This window comes from Pseudomonas sp. SWRI179 (genome assembly GCF_014268705.1).
GTDB lineage: Bacteria > Pseudomonadota > Gammaproteobacteria > Pseudomonadales > Pseudomonadaceae > Aquipseudomonas > Aquipseudomonas zanjanensis.
On sequence record NZ_JABWRA010000038.1, the window covers coordinates 1 to 15,035 of the forward strand.

Sequence of the window (15,035 nt, forward strand, 5' to 3'; positions counted from 1 at the left end):
CCCTATGTGGGAGCGAGCTTGCTCGCGAAGACGGCCCCCATCCGCCGCCTGAGCCTCAAACCGATCCGTGGCGAGGGAGCTTGCTCCCGCTGGCCTGCGAAGCGGGCCCCGGCGTATTTCCAGGCAGACCACTTCGACCGGTTTAGCGACTGCTGCGCAGCCGAGCGGGAGCAAGCTCCCTCGCCACCGGATTGGGTTGTCTGGGCTGAAGTCATCGCGAGCAAGCTCGCTCCCACCCTGGAACTGCGGTGCACCGAAGCTCTGCGCCCATGAAAAAGCCCGCAGCGACGGCGGGCTTTTTCAGCAAGCAAGAAGCAGACACTCAGATAGGGCGGCTGCCGTACTTGTTGTCTGGCTTCTTGGGCGGATCAGCGACCACGTTGGCCTCCACTTCCTGCACTTTACCGCCCCTGGCCAGGAATTCCTCCATGGCCTTGGCGAGCGCATCACGCTCCTTGTTCTTGGCCTCTACGCTCGGCAATTCGTCGACCGACACAGCCGCCTTGGCCTTGCCTTTGGCGGTAGGAGCCGGAACGTCGGCGCCATCGTCTTCGGCAACGTCTTCCGCCGCCACTTCAAGGCCTTCTTCGGTCTCGTCTTCGTCGCCTACTTCGAGGTCGTCGTTTTCCAGATCATCGTCGCTCATGTTCTACCTCATGACTTGCGAAAAGCAGATTAGTTATAGCCCAGCTTCGCCATCTGTTCGAAGGCTGCCAGAAAAAATTCAACATCCGCCGGCAATCAGCGGTTATGCCTCTTCACCGTACAAGGTGGCGAGGACTTTACGAGCACCGCCGTGATCACGGTGCTCGCCCAGATAAACACCTTGCCAGGTTCCCAACGCCAGCCTTCCTGCCGTAACCGGCAGGCTGAGCTGGCAACCGAGCACGCTGGCCTTGAAGTGCGCCGGGAGGTCGTCCAGGCCTTCGTCGTTGTGCTCATAACCGGCGGCTCCTTGTGGGATCAGCCGATTGAAAAATCGTTCGAAGTCTCGACGTACCGCCGGATCGGCGTTCTCGTTGATGGTCAACGAGGCCGAGGTATGCTGCAGCCACAGATGCAACAGACCAACACGACACGCCTTGAGTTCAGGCAGGCCGGCCAGCAACTCGTCCGTCACCAGATGAAAGCCCCGGGGCCTTGCCCGCAGGGTTATCAGCGTCTGTTGCCACATACAGATCTCCGCACGTTCGGCGCGCATTCTAGCGCGCTCTGGGAAAAAACAAAGGCCCTAATATTCTTGCTTCGATGTAAGCCTTTGGCGGTATAAAAACCCATGTCGCATCCACAACAAAAGGCGTCGGAAAAACCGCCGCATCCTGTGAGCAATGACAAATTCCAGGCAAAAAAATGCCCGGCGAACCGGGCATTTTTTAGGGCGCGTATTTACAGGTTATAGCCACGCTCGTTGTGCTGGGCCAGGTCCAGGCCCACGGCTTCTTCTTCCTCGGTGACACGCAGACCCATGACGGCATCCAGCACCTTGAGGATGATGAAGGTGACGATCCCGGTGTAGACCACCGTGAAACCCACGCCTTTGAATTGAATCCACACTTGCGCGCCGATGTCGGTCACGGTGCCGAAGCCACCCAGTGCCGGAGCGGCGAACACACCGGTCAGGATCGCGCCGAGGATACCGCCGATGCCGTGTACGCCGAAGGCGTCCAGGGAATCGTCATAACCGAGCTTGCGCTTGAGGGTGGTAGCGCAGAAGAAGCACACCACGCCCGCCGCCAGGCCGATGACCAAGGCGCCCATCGGGCCCACGGTGCCGGCAGCCGGGGTAATTGCAACCAGACCGGCCACCACGCCCGAGGCAATGCCCAGTGCGCTTGGCTTGCCGTGGGTGATCCACTCGGCAAACATCCAGCCCAGCGCCGCCGCAGCGGTCGCGATCTGGGTCACCAGCATCGCCATGCCGGCGGTGCCGTTGGCGGCGACAGCAGAACCGGCGTTGAAGCCGAACCAGCCGACCCACAGCATGGCCGCGCCCATCAGGGTGTAACCCAGGTTGTGCGGCGCCATTGGGGTAGTCGGGAAGCCTTTGCGCTTGCCCAATACCAGGCACGCCACCAGACCTGCGATACCGGCGTTGATGTGCACCACGGTGCCGCCAGCGAAGTCCAGCACGCCCCAGTCCCACATCAGGCCGCCGTTGCCGGACCAGACCATGTGCGCAATCGGTGCATACACCAGGGTGAACCACACGCCCATGAAGATCAGCATGGCGGAGAACTTCATCCGCTCGGCAAATGCGCCGACGATCAGGGCCGGGGTGATGATGGCGAAGGTCATCTGGAAAGTGATGAACACCGCTTCAGGGAACAGCGCCGCCGGACCGGTGATGCTCGCCGGCGTGACGCCCGCCAGGAACGCCTTGCCCAGGCCACCGACGAAGGAGTTGAAATTGACGACGCCCTGCTCCATGCCGGTGGTGTCGAACGCGATGCTGTAGCCATAGATGACCCACAGGACGCTGATCAGACCGGTAATGGCAAAGCACTGCATCATCACGGAAAGAAGGTTTTTCGACCGGACCATGCCACCGTAGAACAGTGCCAGGCCGGGAATGGTCATGAACAGTACAAGAATCGTGGCCGTGAGCATCCAGGCGGTGTCGCCGGAGTTCAGGACAGGGGCTGCCGCTTCTTCTGCCATGGCCAGGCCAGGCATTGCGAAGGACAACAGGGCTCCTAGCCCTGCGAATTTACGCAGAGTCATATTGTTTTCTCCTGGGGCGTTGGGTTTGGCGGCTTAGATGGCGTCGGTATCGGTTTCGCCGGTACGGATGCGGATAGCCTGTTCCAGATTGACCACAAAGATCTTCCCGTCACCGATCTTGCCGGTGTTGGCGGCCTTGGTGATTGCCTCGATCACCCGGTCAAGATCCTTGTCGTCAATGGCGACATCGATCTTCACCTTGGGCAGGAAATCGACCACGTATTCCGCGCCGCGATACAGCTCGGTGTGGCCCTTCTGCCGACCGAAGCCCTTGACCTCAGTAACGGTAATGCCCTGCACGCCGATCTCGGACAACGACTCGCGCACGTCGTCCAACTTGAACGGCTTGATGATGGCAGTGACTAGCTTCATGAAACTTTCTCCCGAATTGGTGGACTTGCCCCAGGAAAACAAACCCGACTCAAGTCTAAGCGCAGTGCCTGGCTTTGTAACGCGTCGTCGGCCCAAGTTGCCCGACAGGTGCCAGTTAACCGATCCTGACGAAACTCCCCGTTCCGCCTGCTGCACTGCATTCGTCACAGCGACTGCATCAGTGCATGGGTCATCAGCCTCTAAGCAGAAACCTTGCCATCTGCACCCAAACCCTCTGATTTCAATCTCTTGGCCACCTGCTCGACGTGCACTGCGTCATGAACCGCAACGTTACGCACAACAACAGTGCAGCAACGCCCGGCGCAATGCGCGAAAAGCGTGCATCCCCGGCTTGCGAATTGACTATAGACACTGCGTGGTACACTGCCCGCCATCGTTTCCAGGACACCTGCACATGCTTGCGCCCAAAGACCTCCTCGACGCCCTGAGCGGCCACGCCTCCCGCCTCTTGAGTGGTGACACGCCGCTGCCCAAAAGCGAAATCGAAAGCCAGTTCAAGGCCCTGCTGCAAAGCGGCTTCAGTAAGCTGGACCTGGTCAGCCGGGAAGAATTCGACAGCCAGATGGTCGTGCTGGCCCGGACCCGGGCACGGCTCGAAAGCCTGGAGGCCAAGGTCGCGGAGCTGGAAGCGCGACTGGCTCCGGCACAGGAATAAGCAGCCCCTGCGGGCCACTCAACCCCTCGCAACATGTTGAGATGGGGCCGTGGTCAGTGCCAGCGGCAGCTCCAGGATAAACAGCGCGCCGTGGCCCGGCCCGGTGCTCTGTACGGTCAGATCGCCGCCCATCTCGTGCGCAGCCAGAATGCAGCTGTGCAAACCAAAACCATGACCGTCGGCACGCGTGGTGAAACCGTGCTCGAACACCCGCGCAAGATTGTCCTGCGCGATCCCCTCGCCGTTGTCCTCGATCTCGACCCGCACGCGCCCCTCGTCAACGATCTTCAGGCGCAAGACGATCTGCGGCGGCCGGTTAGTACCTGCGTCCAGCGCCTGCTTGGCGTTGTTGATCAGATTGACCAGGATCTGCAGCACTCGGTGCTTATCCAGCGGCATTTGCGGGGTATCGCTGAATTCCTTGATCAGCGTGATGTGGTGGCGGGCCAGGGACACATCGCAAATGCGCACCACATCCTCGACCAACTCTCGCAGCGAGCCCGGCTCCAAGACACTGGCATTACCGGCGTAGGACTGCTGGGTGGCGACGATTTCCTTGATGTGGTCGATTCGACGGGTCAATTGCGCCAGCTCGGCGATCATGCCTTGCTGCTCGACGGCCAGCGCGTCGGCCAGCTTGTCGAGATAGTCGGGTAGCGCGCGCCCTTTCGGATCAGTGCTGATGAAGTCGCCGAGATCATCGGGATGGTCCTTCATCAACTGGGCGACCTTGGCCACCGCAGGCCCCTTGGAGGTGTGCACCTTATCGTAGAGGACCTGGGCTGACACATTCACGCTGTTGAGCACATTGCCCACGTTGTGCAGCACATTGGTGGCGATCTCCGCCATGCCGGCCCGGCGCGCAGTGGTCACCAGTTCGGCCTGCGCCTCGCGCAATTCGTCGTTGACCTTGGCCAGTTGCTGCGGGCTGGGGATCTTCAGGGCCGCCGGCACCAACCGCACCAGCAGGATGGCGGTAATCACCGAGGCGATCGCAGTGATCACCTTGACCAGCGCCGCCAGCCAGTAATAGGGCTGCCAGATGGTCAGGATCTCCATCACATGACTGGTCCCGCAGGCCAGGATAAACACGCCGAAAGCCGCCAGCATCCAATCGAACGGCACATCCTTGCGCTTGTGGATGAAGTACAGGAGGGTGAAGGGAATGGTGACGTAGGACAGGGTGATCAAGCCGTCGGCGATCACATTGGTCCACAGCAAATCCGGACGCCACATGTAGCAATGCCCGTGAGGCATGAAGCGCTTGTCGGTTAACAGAGCCAGCAGATCGTTCATGGCCACTTCCTCGCTGTGCCGTTGATACCGCCAAGTGCCGACTGGGCAAAATCGAGTCTAGCAGAGGGCGGCGGCCGGATATTTTGCGGCGGCACCGGTTGGACGATAGGGTGTTGGTCGTCCTTCGGCTGTCACTTACCCTCGAAACATCCTGCCAAATTTCTCCCCTCAATTACTGCGCCCAAGTTCATCCCCACGACTAATCTTCAAGAGCCGCAGGACGCGGCGCCCCATTCACTCAAGGAACGATTCATGTCGCTTGCCATTGTCCATAGCCGCGCCCAGGTAGGGGTCGAGGCGCCTGCCGTTACCGTTGAAGTCCACCTGGCCAATGGCTTGCCGTCGCTGACGATGGTTGGCCTGCCGGAAGCGGCGGTCAAGGAAAGCAAGGATCGGGTGCGCAGCGCGATCATCAACTCGGGGCTGAATTTTCCGGCGCGGCGCATCACCCTGAACCTGGCGCCGGCGGACCTGCCAAAAGACGGCGGCCGCTTCGACCTGGCCATCGCCCTGGGGATCCTCTCGGCCAGCGTGCAGGTGCCGACCCTGACCTTGGACGACGTGGAATGCCTCGGCGAACTGGCCTTGTCTGGCGCAGTGCGCCCAGTGCGCGGGGTATTGCCCGCGGCGCTGGCGGCGCGCAAGGCCGGGCGCATGCTGGTGGTGCCACGGGCCAATGCCGAGGAAGCCTGCCTGGCCTCGGGGCTGAAGGTGATCGCCGTGGACCATCTGCTGGAAGCGGTGGCGCACTTCAACGGTCACACGCCGGTCGAGCCGTTCGTTTCCAATGGGCTGCTTTCGGCCAGCAAACCCTACCCCGACCTGAATGAAGTACAAGGCCAGGCCGCGGCCAAGCGGGCGTTGCTGATTGCTGCCGCAGGGGCTCACAACCTGCTGTTCAGCGGGCCACCGGGCACCGGCAAGACCTTGCTGGCGAGCCGTTTGCCCGGGCTGTTGCCACCACTGGCCGAGAGCGAAGCCCTGGAGGTCGCAGCCATTCAGTCGGTGGCCAGTTGCGTGCCGTTGAGCCATTGGCCGCAACGTCCGTTTCGCCAGCCACACCACTCGGCTTCCGGCCCGGCGCTGGTCGGTGGCGGGTCAAAACCGCAGCCAGGGGAGATCACCCTCGCCCACCATGGCGTGCTGTTCCTGGATGAGCTGCCGGAATTCGACCGCAAGGTGCTGGAGGTCTTGAGAGAACCGCTGGAGTCCGGGCACATCGTAGTGTCTCGCGCCCGTGACCGGGTGCGCTTCCCGGCGCGCTTCCAGTTGGTGGCGGCGATGAATCCCTGCCCTTGTGGATATCTTGGCGAGCCCAGCGGCCGCTGCGCCTGTACACCGGACATGGTACAGCGCTACCGCAACAAACTCTCCGGCCCGCTGCTGGACCGCATCGACCTGCACCTGACCGTCGCCCGGGAAGCCACGGCGTTGAACCCCAAGCGTGACCCCGGGGACGATACGGCCACGGTCGCCGAGCGCGTCGCCGAAGCCCGGGAGCGCCAGCACGACCGCCAGGGCTGCGCCAATGCCTTCCTCGACCTGCCGGGATTGCGCCGGCATTGCAAGTTATCCACAACCGATGAAACCTGGCTGGAAACCGCCTGCGAGCGGCTGACGCTGTCGCTGCGCGCCGCCCATCGCTTGCTCAAGGTCGCCAGGACACTGGCGGACCTGGAGCAAGCGGGGAGCATTCGCCGCGAGCATCTGGCCGAAGCGTTGCAGTACCGGCCGGCTACGGCTTGAACCGCTTTATGGCTTGCTCAGGTCCACCAACGGTGTTTGCCGAACCTCGGTTTTTTGACCGTTCTGGATCGTATCGATGCGCTTGAGCGCCTTATCCACAGCGCCCTTATCTGCCAACAGGCTGTAGTGGATCTGGAATTGCTTGTGCTCTTTCGGCGCGATGGTGGGCACCAGGCCCAAGGGGCGCTGATACCGGCGGTTATAGGAAAAACTGGTGCCTGGCTCCAGCCCGGTCACGTAGCCCTGGCCTTGGGTATCCGTGTTTTTCCACAGGGAGAACACGGGCAGCGTGCTGGTATTGAAGCCCACCGACACCCCGAGACTGCCGGCCTTGTTGTGCAACACCGTGAGGGTGTCGCCCTTGGCGTCGGCGTAGGGCACGACGTTATAAACGGTTTCGTCGTAATCCTTGGTCGGACCCCGGTAGGTCTGCCAGTCGGCCAAGTCGCCCTTGGCCTTATCGTTGAACGGCGAGACCTGCTTGACCGGTGCCGCGAAACGAGCGCCCTGCTCCAGGAAAGGCGTGCTGAAATTGCTGTGGTAGAGCGCTTGGTATTCCTTCGGGTAATCGCCGTTGTTGGTCAGCGTGTCGTTGAGCGCGAACGTCACGCTGCCGGGCTCGGTGACCAGTTCGGTCTGCACCGAGAAATCGACCTTCTTGAATGCCTGCTCCTTCAACTCGCCCCGCAGGGTAATGGCGTAGGGCGGTTTCTCATCGATGTGCAAGGTGACTTTGTTAGCCGGAATATTCGCGGCGCGACCGTGCAGGGTCAGCAGCTCGCCATTGTCCATGCCGGGATGGCCGACCCATTCGTAGCCGCAGCGGGTGACCAGCTCGTTGAAGCCTTCAAGCCAACCCAACCCGCCTCGGCCGTTGAGCTCGATGAACGCCGGGTTGACCACTTCCTTGACGGGCGAATCCCATCCCATGCGCACGTCGCCAACCGATGCCTGCAGCACATTCATGCCACGGGTCGGGACCACTGAAAGCTTCAGGGTGCCGTTGTCGATGTCGACCACGCTGACACCCTCCTGCCGACCACCGTGCAGGGTGCGCATCGTCACGGAAAAGGGTTTGTCGGTCTTCACGCCGAGTTGCTGGCTGGTGATTTGCCAGGGTTGGGCGGCTTTATCGGTATCCAGCAGGACGTAATCCCAAGCCATCGCATGGGAAGCAGCGCCCAAGGCGCCAAGGGTAACGAGCAGTTTGAGCGGAGTCATGGTCACGACCTTTTATTGGAGTTGTGCGGTTTTTATAGACTTGAAGAAACGTTTCAGCAAGCTTAAAAACAGCAATTTCCTTAAAAAGCACAGCGACAACACCAGCAGTTTTTTGTGGGAGCGAGCTTGCTCGCGATGACTTTCGTCCGGCCGACCTCAAACCCGTGGCGAGGGAGCTTGCTCCCGCTGGCCTGCGAAGCAGGCCCCAGCCTATCTCCAGGTGGACCGCGTTAACCGGTTTGCGACTGCTGCGCAGTCGAGCGGGAGCAAGCTCCCTCGCCACAGGTGATTGGCTTGGCTTGCGGTTCAGGTATTGGATACAGAGGGCTGTGGTGACTGACTGCCGCCTTCGCGAGCAAGCTCGCTCCCACACTGATTCCAGGCAGGCGCAAGAGGTAGGATCACCACAAATTCCCTTGTGGGAGCGAGCCTGCTCGCGATGGCAGTGGGTCAGCTGACAGAGATGTGACTGACAAGACGCCTTCGCGAGCAGGCTCGCTCCCACATTAATCGCGGGGGTGCCTGCTCGCGGTGGTTGCAGAGGCCTCAGCGGAACCGATCCACCTCTTGGCGCAGGTCCTGGGCGAGTTTTTCCAGTTCTTTGGCGGTGAGCGCCAGGTTCGAGACCACTTGGCGCTGTTCGCTGTTGGCCATGGCGATGCTCTGCAGGTTGCTGCTGAGCAGGGTCGCGGTGCTGCTTTGTTCCTGGGTGGCAGTGGTGATCGCCGCGAATTGCTGGCCAGCCGAGCGGCTCTGCTCGTCGATGCGCGCCAGGGCCGAGGCCACGTTGGCATTGCGCGACAAGCCTTCCTGCATCAGCAGGTTGCCCTGCTCCATGGTGCTGATGGCATTGCCGGTTTCCTGCTGGATGCTGTTGATCATGCTGGAGATTTCGTCAGTGGCCTGGCGGGTGCGGGACGCCAGGCTGCGGACTTCATCGGCCACCACGGCGAAACCACGGCCCTGTTCGCCAGCGCGGGCAGCCTCGATGGCGGCGTTTAATGCCAGCAGATTGGTCTGCTCGGCAATCGAGGTGATGACACCGACGATGCCGCCGATCTCCTGGGAACGCTGGCCCAGGGTATTGATGACCGAGGCCGTGCTGTTCAGAGCGCCGGCAATTTGCTCCAGGGACGACGACGCCTCATCCATCGAGGTCCGGCCAATGCGGGTTTGCTGGGCATTCTCCTGGGCCAGGCGCTCGGTATTGCCCATGTTGTCGGCAATGTTCAAGGAGGTCGCACTGAACTCTTCCACCGCGCCAGCCATGCTGGTGATTTCGCCGGACTGCTGCTCCATGCCCTCGTACGCCCCGCTGGACAACCCGGACAGGGCCTGGGCGCGGCTGTTGACTTCCTGGGAGGCCTTGCGGATGTGCTCGACCATGGTCGACAGGGCCTGGCTCATCTGGTTGAAGGCACGGGCCAGCTGACCGATTTCGTCATGGCTCGATACGTTCAGGCGCACGCTCAGGTCGCCAGCGCCCAATGCTTCGGCCTGGCGCACCAAATCCCCCAGCGGTGCCAATTTGCTACGCAACAACCACATCGCCGAGCCGACCGCCAACAGCATCGCCAGCAGGCTGCCGATGGCCAACTGCGTACCGACGCTCCAGGTCACGGCGCGGATCTCGGTTTTCGGCATGCTCGCCACCACCGCCCACGGCCCACCCTCGAACGGCACGGCAACGCTGTAGAAGTCTTCGGCGGTATCGGCCCAGAACGCACCCTTGCCCGGTTTTTTGATCAGGCCCGTAATGGCCACGGTCGCATTATCCAGCGCCTGTACACCTGCCGGCGGCACCAGCCATTTGTTTTGCTCATCCAACAAGGCCAGCGAACCGGTCTGCCCAATGCGGAAACGCTTGAGGTTTTCGAACTGCGCGTTTTGCGCATCGGTGTAATCGAAGCCTACATACAACACGGCGATGATCTTGCCGCTGCTGTCGCGTACGGGCGTGTACTGCGACATGTAGAAGCGCCCGAACAACAGGGCCCGGCCGATGTAGCTCTGCCCGCTGATCACCGGACCGTAGGCTGGACCGGCGCGGTCGAGCACGGTGCCGATGGCCCGCGTGCCGTCCTGTTTACTGACGGACGTGCTGACGCGAATGAAATCGTCGCCGCTGCGCACGAATATCGTGGCCACACCGGCGGTCATCGCTTTGAAGTCATCCACTTCCTTGAAGTTGTTGTTCAACACCTCGCTGCCCAGGTTCAAGCCTGGGGTCTGTACCCCCGCCACCGTCACCGGCTGGTCTGGATGCACGGTCAAACCCGCGCTGAAGCGCTTTTCGAACAGGCCGGCCAAGCGCTGGGTGCTCTCACGCAAGGTGCTGTGGAAGGTATTGAGCTGATCGGCCATCAGGCGCGCTTCGCTGGCCAAGTGCTCTTCACGGGTGGCAAGGTTGGCGGTGTCCAGGGAACGCAGGGCGAAGACGGTACTGCCGGAGATCACGACCGCCAGTATCACGGCAAGGGCAAGGCCTAGCTGCGAGGCGATCCGGGCGCGGGGTTGAGACATGATGGCTCCTGGCCGAGAGACCGGATCATCCTGATCACGTCGCACGCTCGGCATTTTATTCGGGTGAGGTGTAAGTAGACCCTTTCTGAACGAGGGTTCCATCTTCACGGATTCGGCGGCAAAGCCAAATACTTGAGCGGTTTGGACGGATTAATGCCAAGTGGCTAGCACGCCAACTGCAACGTTTCAGCCCAGACGCTGCACATCGGGCAATTGCATGGCCTTGACCTCGCCCTGGAGAAAGTCGCTGAGCCGACGCAAACGTTCACCTCCCGGCCGGGTTTTCGGCCAGACCAGGTAATAGTGCTCGCCACTGGCAACCGCCGTCGGCCATGGCAGGCTCAGGCGTCCTTGGGCAACGTCCTCGGCCACCATCAGCAGGTCGCCCATGGACACCCCATAGCCGCGTGCCGCCGCGATCATGCCCAGCTCCAGGGTATCGAACACCTGCCCACCCTTGAGCGAGACCTTGTCGGCCAGGCCCATGCGTTGCAACCAGTTGCGCCAGTCCCGGCGATCCGGCGTCGGGTGCAGCAGTTCGGCGCTGGCCAACCGCGCCACATCCCAGGGCTGATCGTTCAGCAGGTTCGGCGCGCCCACCGGAATCAACTCCTCGGGGAACAACAAACTAGCCTCCCAGTCCGCCGGAAAATGCCCGTTACTCAGCAAGACGGCGCAATCGAAGGGCTCGACGTTGAAGTCCACCGAATCGATGTCCATCCAGGCACTGGTCAGTTGCACCTCGTTGCCGGGCTGCAGATGCCGGAAACGGCTCAGGCGCGCCAACAGCCAGCGCATGGTCAATGTGGAGGGTGCCTTCATGCGCAAGATGCCGTCTTCGCCATGCAAGGTGTGGCAGGCCCGCTCCAGCGCCATGAAACCCTCGCGCACGCCCGGCAGCAGCAGCCGCGCCGCCTCGGTCAATTGCAGGTTGCGACCGCTGCGCTGGAACAGCCGACAGGCAAAGTGATCTTCCAGGGTGCGAATGTGCCGGCTGACGGCGCTCTGGGTAATAGACAGCTCTTCGGCGGCCCGGGTGAACGAGCTGTAGCGTGCCGCGGCTTCGAATGCCCGCAGCGCATAAAGCGGAGGAAGACGACGAGGCATCGCAAAGGCTCCATGGCGGTGTTTGCAAACCCTACCAGAAACGCGCCCAGCATGAGTTTTAATCATGCCAGCGATCTTTTTTATCCTTTTGTGCAATCCGTCTAGAGCGCCGAGAATCGTCGCTTTACTGCCTTCTTTGAACAGGGAGCGTGATGATCATGCGGCATCCGGTGCGTACCGAACTCTGGGCCATCCTGCGGCTGGCGGGGCCGTTGATTGCCTCGCAGTTGGCGCACATGCTGATGGTGCTCACCGACACCGTGATGATGGCGCGCCTGAGCCCCGAAGCCCTCGCCGGTGGCGGGCTCGGGGCGGCCACCTATTCGTTCGTGTCGATCTTCTGCATCGGCGTGATCGCCGCGGTGGGCACCCTGGTTGCGATTCGCCAGGGCGCAGGCGATGTCGAGGGCGCTACCCGGCTGACCCAGGCCGGATTATGGCTGGCCTGGTTGATGGCGCTGATGGCCGGGTTGCTGCTGTGGAACCTCAAGCCGGTGCTGCTGATGTTCGGCCAGACCGAAACCAACGTACTGTCCGCCGGGCAGTTCCTGCTGGCGCTGCCATTCGCCCTGCCCGGCTACCTGAGCTTCATGGCCCTACGCGGCTTTACCAGCGCCATCGGCCGAGCCACGCCCGTAATGGTGATCAGCCTCGGCGGTACGGTGGCCAACTTCCTGCTCAACTACGCGCTCATCACCGGCATGTTCGGCCTGCCGAAACTCGGCTTGATGGGCATCGGCCTGGTCACGGCCATCGTCGCCAATTGCATGGCCCTGGCGCTGGCCTGGCACATCCATCGGCACCCGGCCTACCGTGCCTATCCGCTGCTGGATGGGCTGTCGCGGCCCAACCGCCAATACCTCAAGGAACTGTGGCGCCTGGGCCTGCCAATTGGCGGCACGTACGCAGTGGAGGTCGGGCTGTTCGCGTTCGCCGCGCTGTGCATGGGCACCATGGGCAGCACGCCGTTGGCGGCTCACCAGATCGCCCTGCAAATCGTCTCGGTGGCGTTCATGGTGCCGGCCGGGATGTCCTACGCCATCACCATGCGCATCGGCCAGCACTACGGCGCCGGGCAACTGCTGATGGCGCGCCTGGCCGGGCGGGTCGGGATCGGCTTCGGCGCGGCCGCGATGCTGGCGTTCGCCATGGTGTTCTGGTTGTTGCCCCATCAATTGATCGGCTTGTTCCTGGACCACGACGACCCGGCGTTTCGCGAGGTGATCAACCTGGCGGTGAGCCTGTTGGCGGTGGCGGCGTGGTTCGAGCTGTTCGACGGCACGCAAACCATCGCCATGGGCTGCATTCGCGGACTCAAGGACGCCAAGACCACCTTCCTGGTGGGCCTGGGTTGCTATTGGCTGATCGGTGCGCCGTCGGCGTGGTGGATGGCTTTCCACTTGAACTGGGGGCCAACCGGTGTCTGGTGGGGCCTGGCCCTGGGGCTGGCCTGTGCGGCCGTGAGCCTGACGCTGGCGTTTGAGTGGAAGATGAAGCGGATGATTCGCAGTGAGCCTGGGCGGCCCGGATTCGAAGCGATCCAGGCCAAATGAAAATCCCCTTGTGGGAGCGGGCTTGCTCGCGAAGGCGGTGGGTCAGCCGGATACTCTTGGACTGACACTCCGCCTTCGCGAGCAAGCCCGCTCCCACAGGGTGTTGCGTCAGCTGATTTCCAGCATCGACTGCTGATCACCCTCGAACGTCAAATATTCAACCAACTCCGGCAACGGCAACGGCTTGCTGATCAGGAAACCCTGCACCTGGTCGCAACCGAAACCGCGTAGCAGGTCCAGTTGTTCCTGGGTTTCCACACCTTCGGCCACCACCTCCAGGTTGAGGTTGTGGGCCAGGTTGATCATGGCGTGCACCAGTTTGCGGTTCTCTTCGCGCTGTTCCATGCCGCCGACGAAGCTCTTGTCGATCTTGAGCAAGGCGATCGGCAGGCTGTTGAGGTGCACGAACGACGAGAAGCCGGTGCCGAAGTCGTCCAGGGAGAAGCGCACCCCCAGGCGGCCCAAGGCATCCATGGTCTGCTTGACCAGTTCGCTGCGGCGCATGACGGCGGTTTCGGTGAGTTCGAATTCAAGCCATTGCGCCTCGACACCCCGCTCGGCAATCAGCCGGCTCAAGGTCGGCAGCAACTGGCTGTCCTGGAACTGCCGGAACGACAGGTTGACCGCCATGTGCAACGGCGCCAGCCCTCGCTCGCGCAGGGCCTGCATGTCCCGCAGCGCCCGGGAAATCACCCAGTAGCCCAGCGGCACGATCAGGCCGCTCTGTTCGGCCAGCGGCACGAACTCACTCGGCGGCAGCAAGCCGCGCTCGCCGTGACGCCAGCGCACCAGGGCTTCGAGGCCGACGATGTGGCCGCCATCGAGGTTCAATCGGGGCTGGTAATGCAGTTCCAACTCGTCGCGGCGCAGTGCCCGGCGCAGCTCGCTTTCCAGGTCGGCGAGGCTGCGGGCATTGCGATTGATGCGCTCGTTGAAGATATGAAAGGTGCAGCCCTGGGTGCTCTTGGCCTGTTGCATGGCGATGTGGGCGTGCCACATCAGCGGATCGGCGCCGGCCTGGGCGCGGGCATGGGCGACGCCCAGACTACAGCCGATCAGCAAGCTTTCACCGTCCACCCAATAAGGTTCGGCCAAGGCCTCGGTAATACGCTCGGCCATCCACTCGGCCCGCTGTGGTGCGCGGCGGGTGTCGATCAACAGGGCGAACTCATCACTGCCCAATCGCGCCAATTGATCGCCAGCCTCGAGCGAGCTCTTGAGCCGCGACACCACTTGCAGGATCAAGCGGTCACCGGCCTGGTGGCCGAGGGCGTCGTTGGCGTGGCGAAAGTTGTCCAGGTCCAGGTGACCGAGCGCCAGGCCACGGCCGTCGTTTTCCGCCAGGCGCGCCGCCAGCAAGGTCTGGAAGCCCTGGCGATTGGCGATGCCTGTCAATGGGTCCTGTTCGGCGAGGCGCTGCAAGGTGTTTTCCAGCACGCCGCGTTCACGCACATGGCGCAAGCAACGACGCAGGGTCGCACCGTCGAGCACGTCGCGCACCAGCCAGTCGCTGACACCGTCGGGGGCAGCCGCCGGCTCGTGCTCAAGCAACAGGATGGTTGGCAGGCTGCAACGACCCGGCGCCGGTTGCAGCGCCGCAACGGTCAGCAACACCGCGTTGCGATTGTCTTCGAACAGGCTGCAGACTGACTCCCAGTTCGGAGCGCTGATCAACACGACCGAGGGCCCCAAGGGCACCAGGCACTCGCGCAAGATTGCTGCCCACTCTGGCTCTTGGGCCAATAACAGCAAACGCAAGGGTTCGACAGGCGTTGACAAGCTGACTCCCTAGACTCTGCAAGGTGGTAGGCGCCGGGCAT

12 protein-coding genes are annotated in these 15,035 nt (G+C 62.3%); 3 read left to right on the forward strand and 9 right to left on the reverse strand.

Annotated elements, in window-relative coordinates; translation table 11 throughout:
- Window positions 1-322 precede the first annotated feature (322 nt).
- The 4 genes from sutA to glnK all read right to left on the reverse strand — a co-directional run bounded on the left by sutA (window position 323) and on the right by glnK (window position 3,093).
- Complete coding sequence (gene sutA, locus HU767_RS20225; RefSeq protein WP_072406034.1) at window positions 323-646, reverse strand: transcriptional regulator SutA; 324 nt, start codon at window positions 644-646, stop codon at window positions 323-325.
- Between the two features lie 102 nt (window positions 647-748).
- On the reverse strand, window positions 749-1,174 hold the full coding sequence (locus tag HU767_RS20230) for a secondary thiamine-phosphate synthase enzyme YjbQ (RefSeq protein ID WP_186706864.1): 426 nt from the start codon (window positions 1,172-1,174) through the stop codon (window positions 749-751).
- 212 nt (window positions 1,175-1,386) lie between these two features.
- The gene (locus HU767_RS20235) at window positions 1,387-2,721 is read right to left on the reverse strand and encodes an ammonium transporter (protein WP_186706865.1); all 1,335 of its coding nucleotides are present in this window, start codon (window positions 2,719-2,721) and stop codon (window positions 1,387-1,389) included.
- Window positions 2,722-2,754: 33 nt separating this feature from the next.
- Complete coding sequence (gene glnK, locus HU767_RS20240; RefSeq protein WP_002555808.1) at window positions 2,755-3,093, reverse strand: P-II family nitrogen regulator; 339 nt, start codon at window positions 3,091-3,093, stop codon at window positions 2,755-2,757.
- 415 nt (window positions 3,094-3,508) lie between these two features.
- On the opposite strand from glnK, the gene HU767_RS20245 reads away from it, so the two are divergent.
- Window positions 3,509-3,769, forward strand: coding sequence for an accessory factor UbiK family protein (locus HU767_RS20245; protein ID WP_053126510.1), 261 nt, complete (start codon window positions 3,509-3,511; stop codon window positions 3,767-3,769).
- Between the two features lie 18 nt (window positions 3,770-3,787).
- Here the strand turns inward: HU767_RS20245 and HU767_RS20250 are convergent, their stop codons facing one another.
- Window positions 3,788-5,065, reverse strand: a complete 1,278-nt coding sequence (locus HU767_RS20250; RefSeq protein WP_186730317.1) for a HAMP domain-containing histidine kinase — start codon at window positions 5,063-5,065, stop codon at window positions 3,788-3,790.
- Window positions 5,066-5,317: 252 nt separating this feature from the next.
- Between HU767_RS20250 and HU767_RS20255 the strand changes: the two genes are divergently transcribed.
- Window positions 5,318-6,811, forward strand: a complete 1,494-nt coding sequence (locus HU767_RS20255) for a YifB family Mg chelatase-like AAA ATPase (protein ID WP_186730318.1) — start codon at window positions 5,318-5,320, stop codon at window positions 6,809-6,811.
- A gap of 6 nt (window positions 6,812-6,817) precedes the next feature.
- Here HU767_RS20255 and HU767_RS20260 read toward each other — a convergent pair whose 3' ends face one another.
- The 3 genes from HU767_RS20260 to HU767_RS20270 form a co-directional block, all read right to left on the reverse strand.
- Window positions 6,818-8,032: an aldose 1-epimerase family protein gene (locus tag HU767_RS20260; protein WP_186730319.1), complete on the reverse strand. Its 1,215-nt coding sequence runs from the start codon at window positions 8,030-8,032 to the stop codon at window positions 6,818-6,820.
- Window positions 8,033-8,578: 546 nt separating this feature from the next.
- Window positions 8,579-10,555, reverse strand: coding sequence for a methyl-accepting chemotaxis protein (locus HU767_RS20265; RefSeq protein ID WP_186730320.1), 1,977 nt, complete (start codon window positions 10,553-10,555; stop codon window positions 8,579-8,581).
- A 186-nt stretch (window positions 10,556-10,741) separates the two neighbouring features.
- Window positions 10,742-11,662 carry a LysR substrate-binding domain-containing protein gene (locus HU767_RS20270; protein ID WP_186730321.1) on the reverse strand — a complete coding sequence of 307 codons (921 nt, stop codon included), beginning with the start codon at window positions 11,660-11,662 and terminating at the stop codon, window positions 10,742-10,744.
- Between the two features lie 158 nt (window positions 11,663-11,820).
- Between HU767_RS20270 and HU767_RS20275 the strand changes: the two genes are divergently transcribed.
- The gene (locus tag HU767_RS20275) at window positions 11,821-13,215 is read left to right on the forward strand and encodes a NorM family multidrug efflux MATE transporter (RefSeq protein WP_186706910.1); all 1,395 of its coding nucleotides are present in this window, start codon (window positions 11,821-11,823) and stop codon (window positions 13,213-13,215) included.
- A gap of 108 nt (window positions 13,216-13,323) precedes the next feature.
- On the opposite strand, the gene HU767_RS20280 is transcribed toward HU767_RS20275, so the two are convergent.
- On the reverse strand, window positions 13,324-14,994 hold the full coding sequence (locus HU767_RS20280) for a bifunctional diguanylate cyclase/phosphodiesterase (RefSeq protein ID WP_186706874.1): 1,671 nt from the start codon (window positions 14,992-14,994) through the stop codon (window positions 13,324-13,326).
- Window positions 14,995-15,035 lie beyond the last annotated feature (41 nt).

Coding starts and splice junctions, on each gene's coding strand:
- sutA (WP_072406034.1), bottom strand. CDS start 646: ATGAGCGACGATGATCTGGAAAACGACGACCTCGAAGTAGGCGACGAA.
- HU767_RS20230 (WP_186706864.1), bottom strand. CDS start 1,174: ATGTGGCAACAGACGCTGATAACCCTGCGGGCAAGGCCCCGGGGCTTT.
- HU767_RS20235 (WP_186706865.1), bottom strand. CDS start 2,721: ATGACTCTGCGTAAATTCGCAGGGCTAGGAGCCCTGTTGTCCTTCGCA.
- glnK (WP_002555808.1), bottom strand. CDS start 3,093: ATGAAGCTAGTCACTGCCATCATCAAGCCGTTCAAGTTGGACGACGTG.
- HU767_RS20245 (WP_053126510.1), top strand. CDS start 3,509: ATGCTTGCGCCCAAAGACCTCCTCGACGCCCTGAGCGGCCACGCCTCC.
- HU767_RS20250 (WP_186730317.1), bottom strand. CDS start 5,065: ATGAACGATCTGCTGGCTCTGTTAACCGACAAGCGCTTCATGCCTCAC.
- HU767_RS20255 (WP_186730318.1), top strand. CDS start 5,318: ATGTCGCTTGCCATTGTCCATAGCCGCGCCCAGGTAGGGGTCGAGGCG.
- HU767_RS20260 (WP_186730319.1), bottom strand. CDS start 8,032: ATGACTCCGCTCAAACTGCTCGTTACCCTTGGCGCCTTGGGCGCTGCT.
- HU767_RS20265 (WP_186730320.1), bottom strand. CDS start 10,555: ATGTCTCAACCCCGCGCCCGGATCGCCTCGCAGCTAGGCCTTGCCCTT.
- HU767_RS20270 (WP_186730321.1), bottom strand. CDS start 11,662: ATGCCTCGTCGTCTTCCTCCGCTTTATGCGCTGCGGGCATTCGAAGCC.
- HU767_RS20275 (WP_186706910.1), top strand. CDS start 11,821: ATGCGGCATCCGGTGCGTACCGAACTCTGGGCCATCCTGCGGCTGGCG.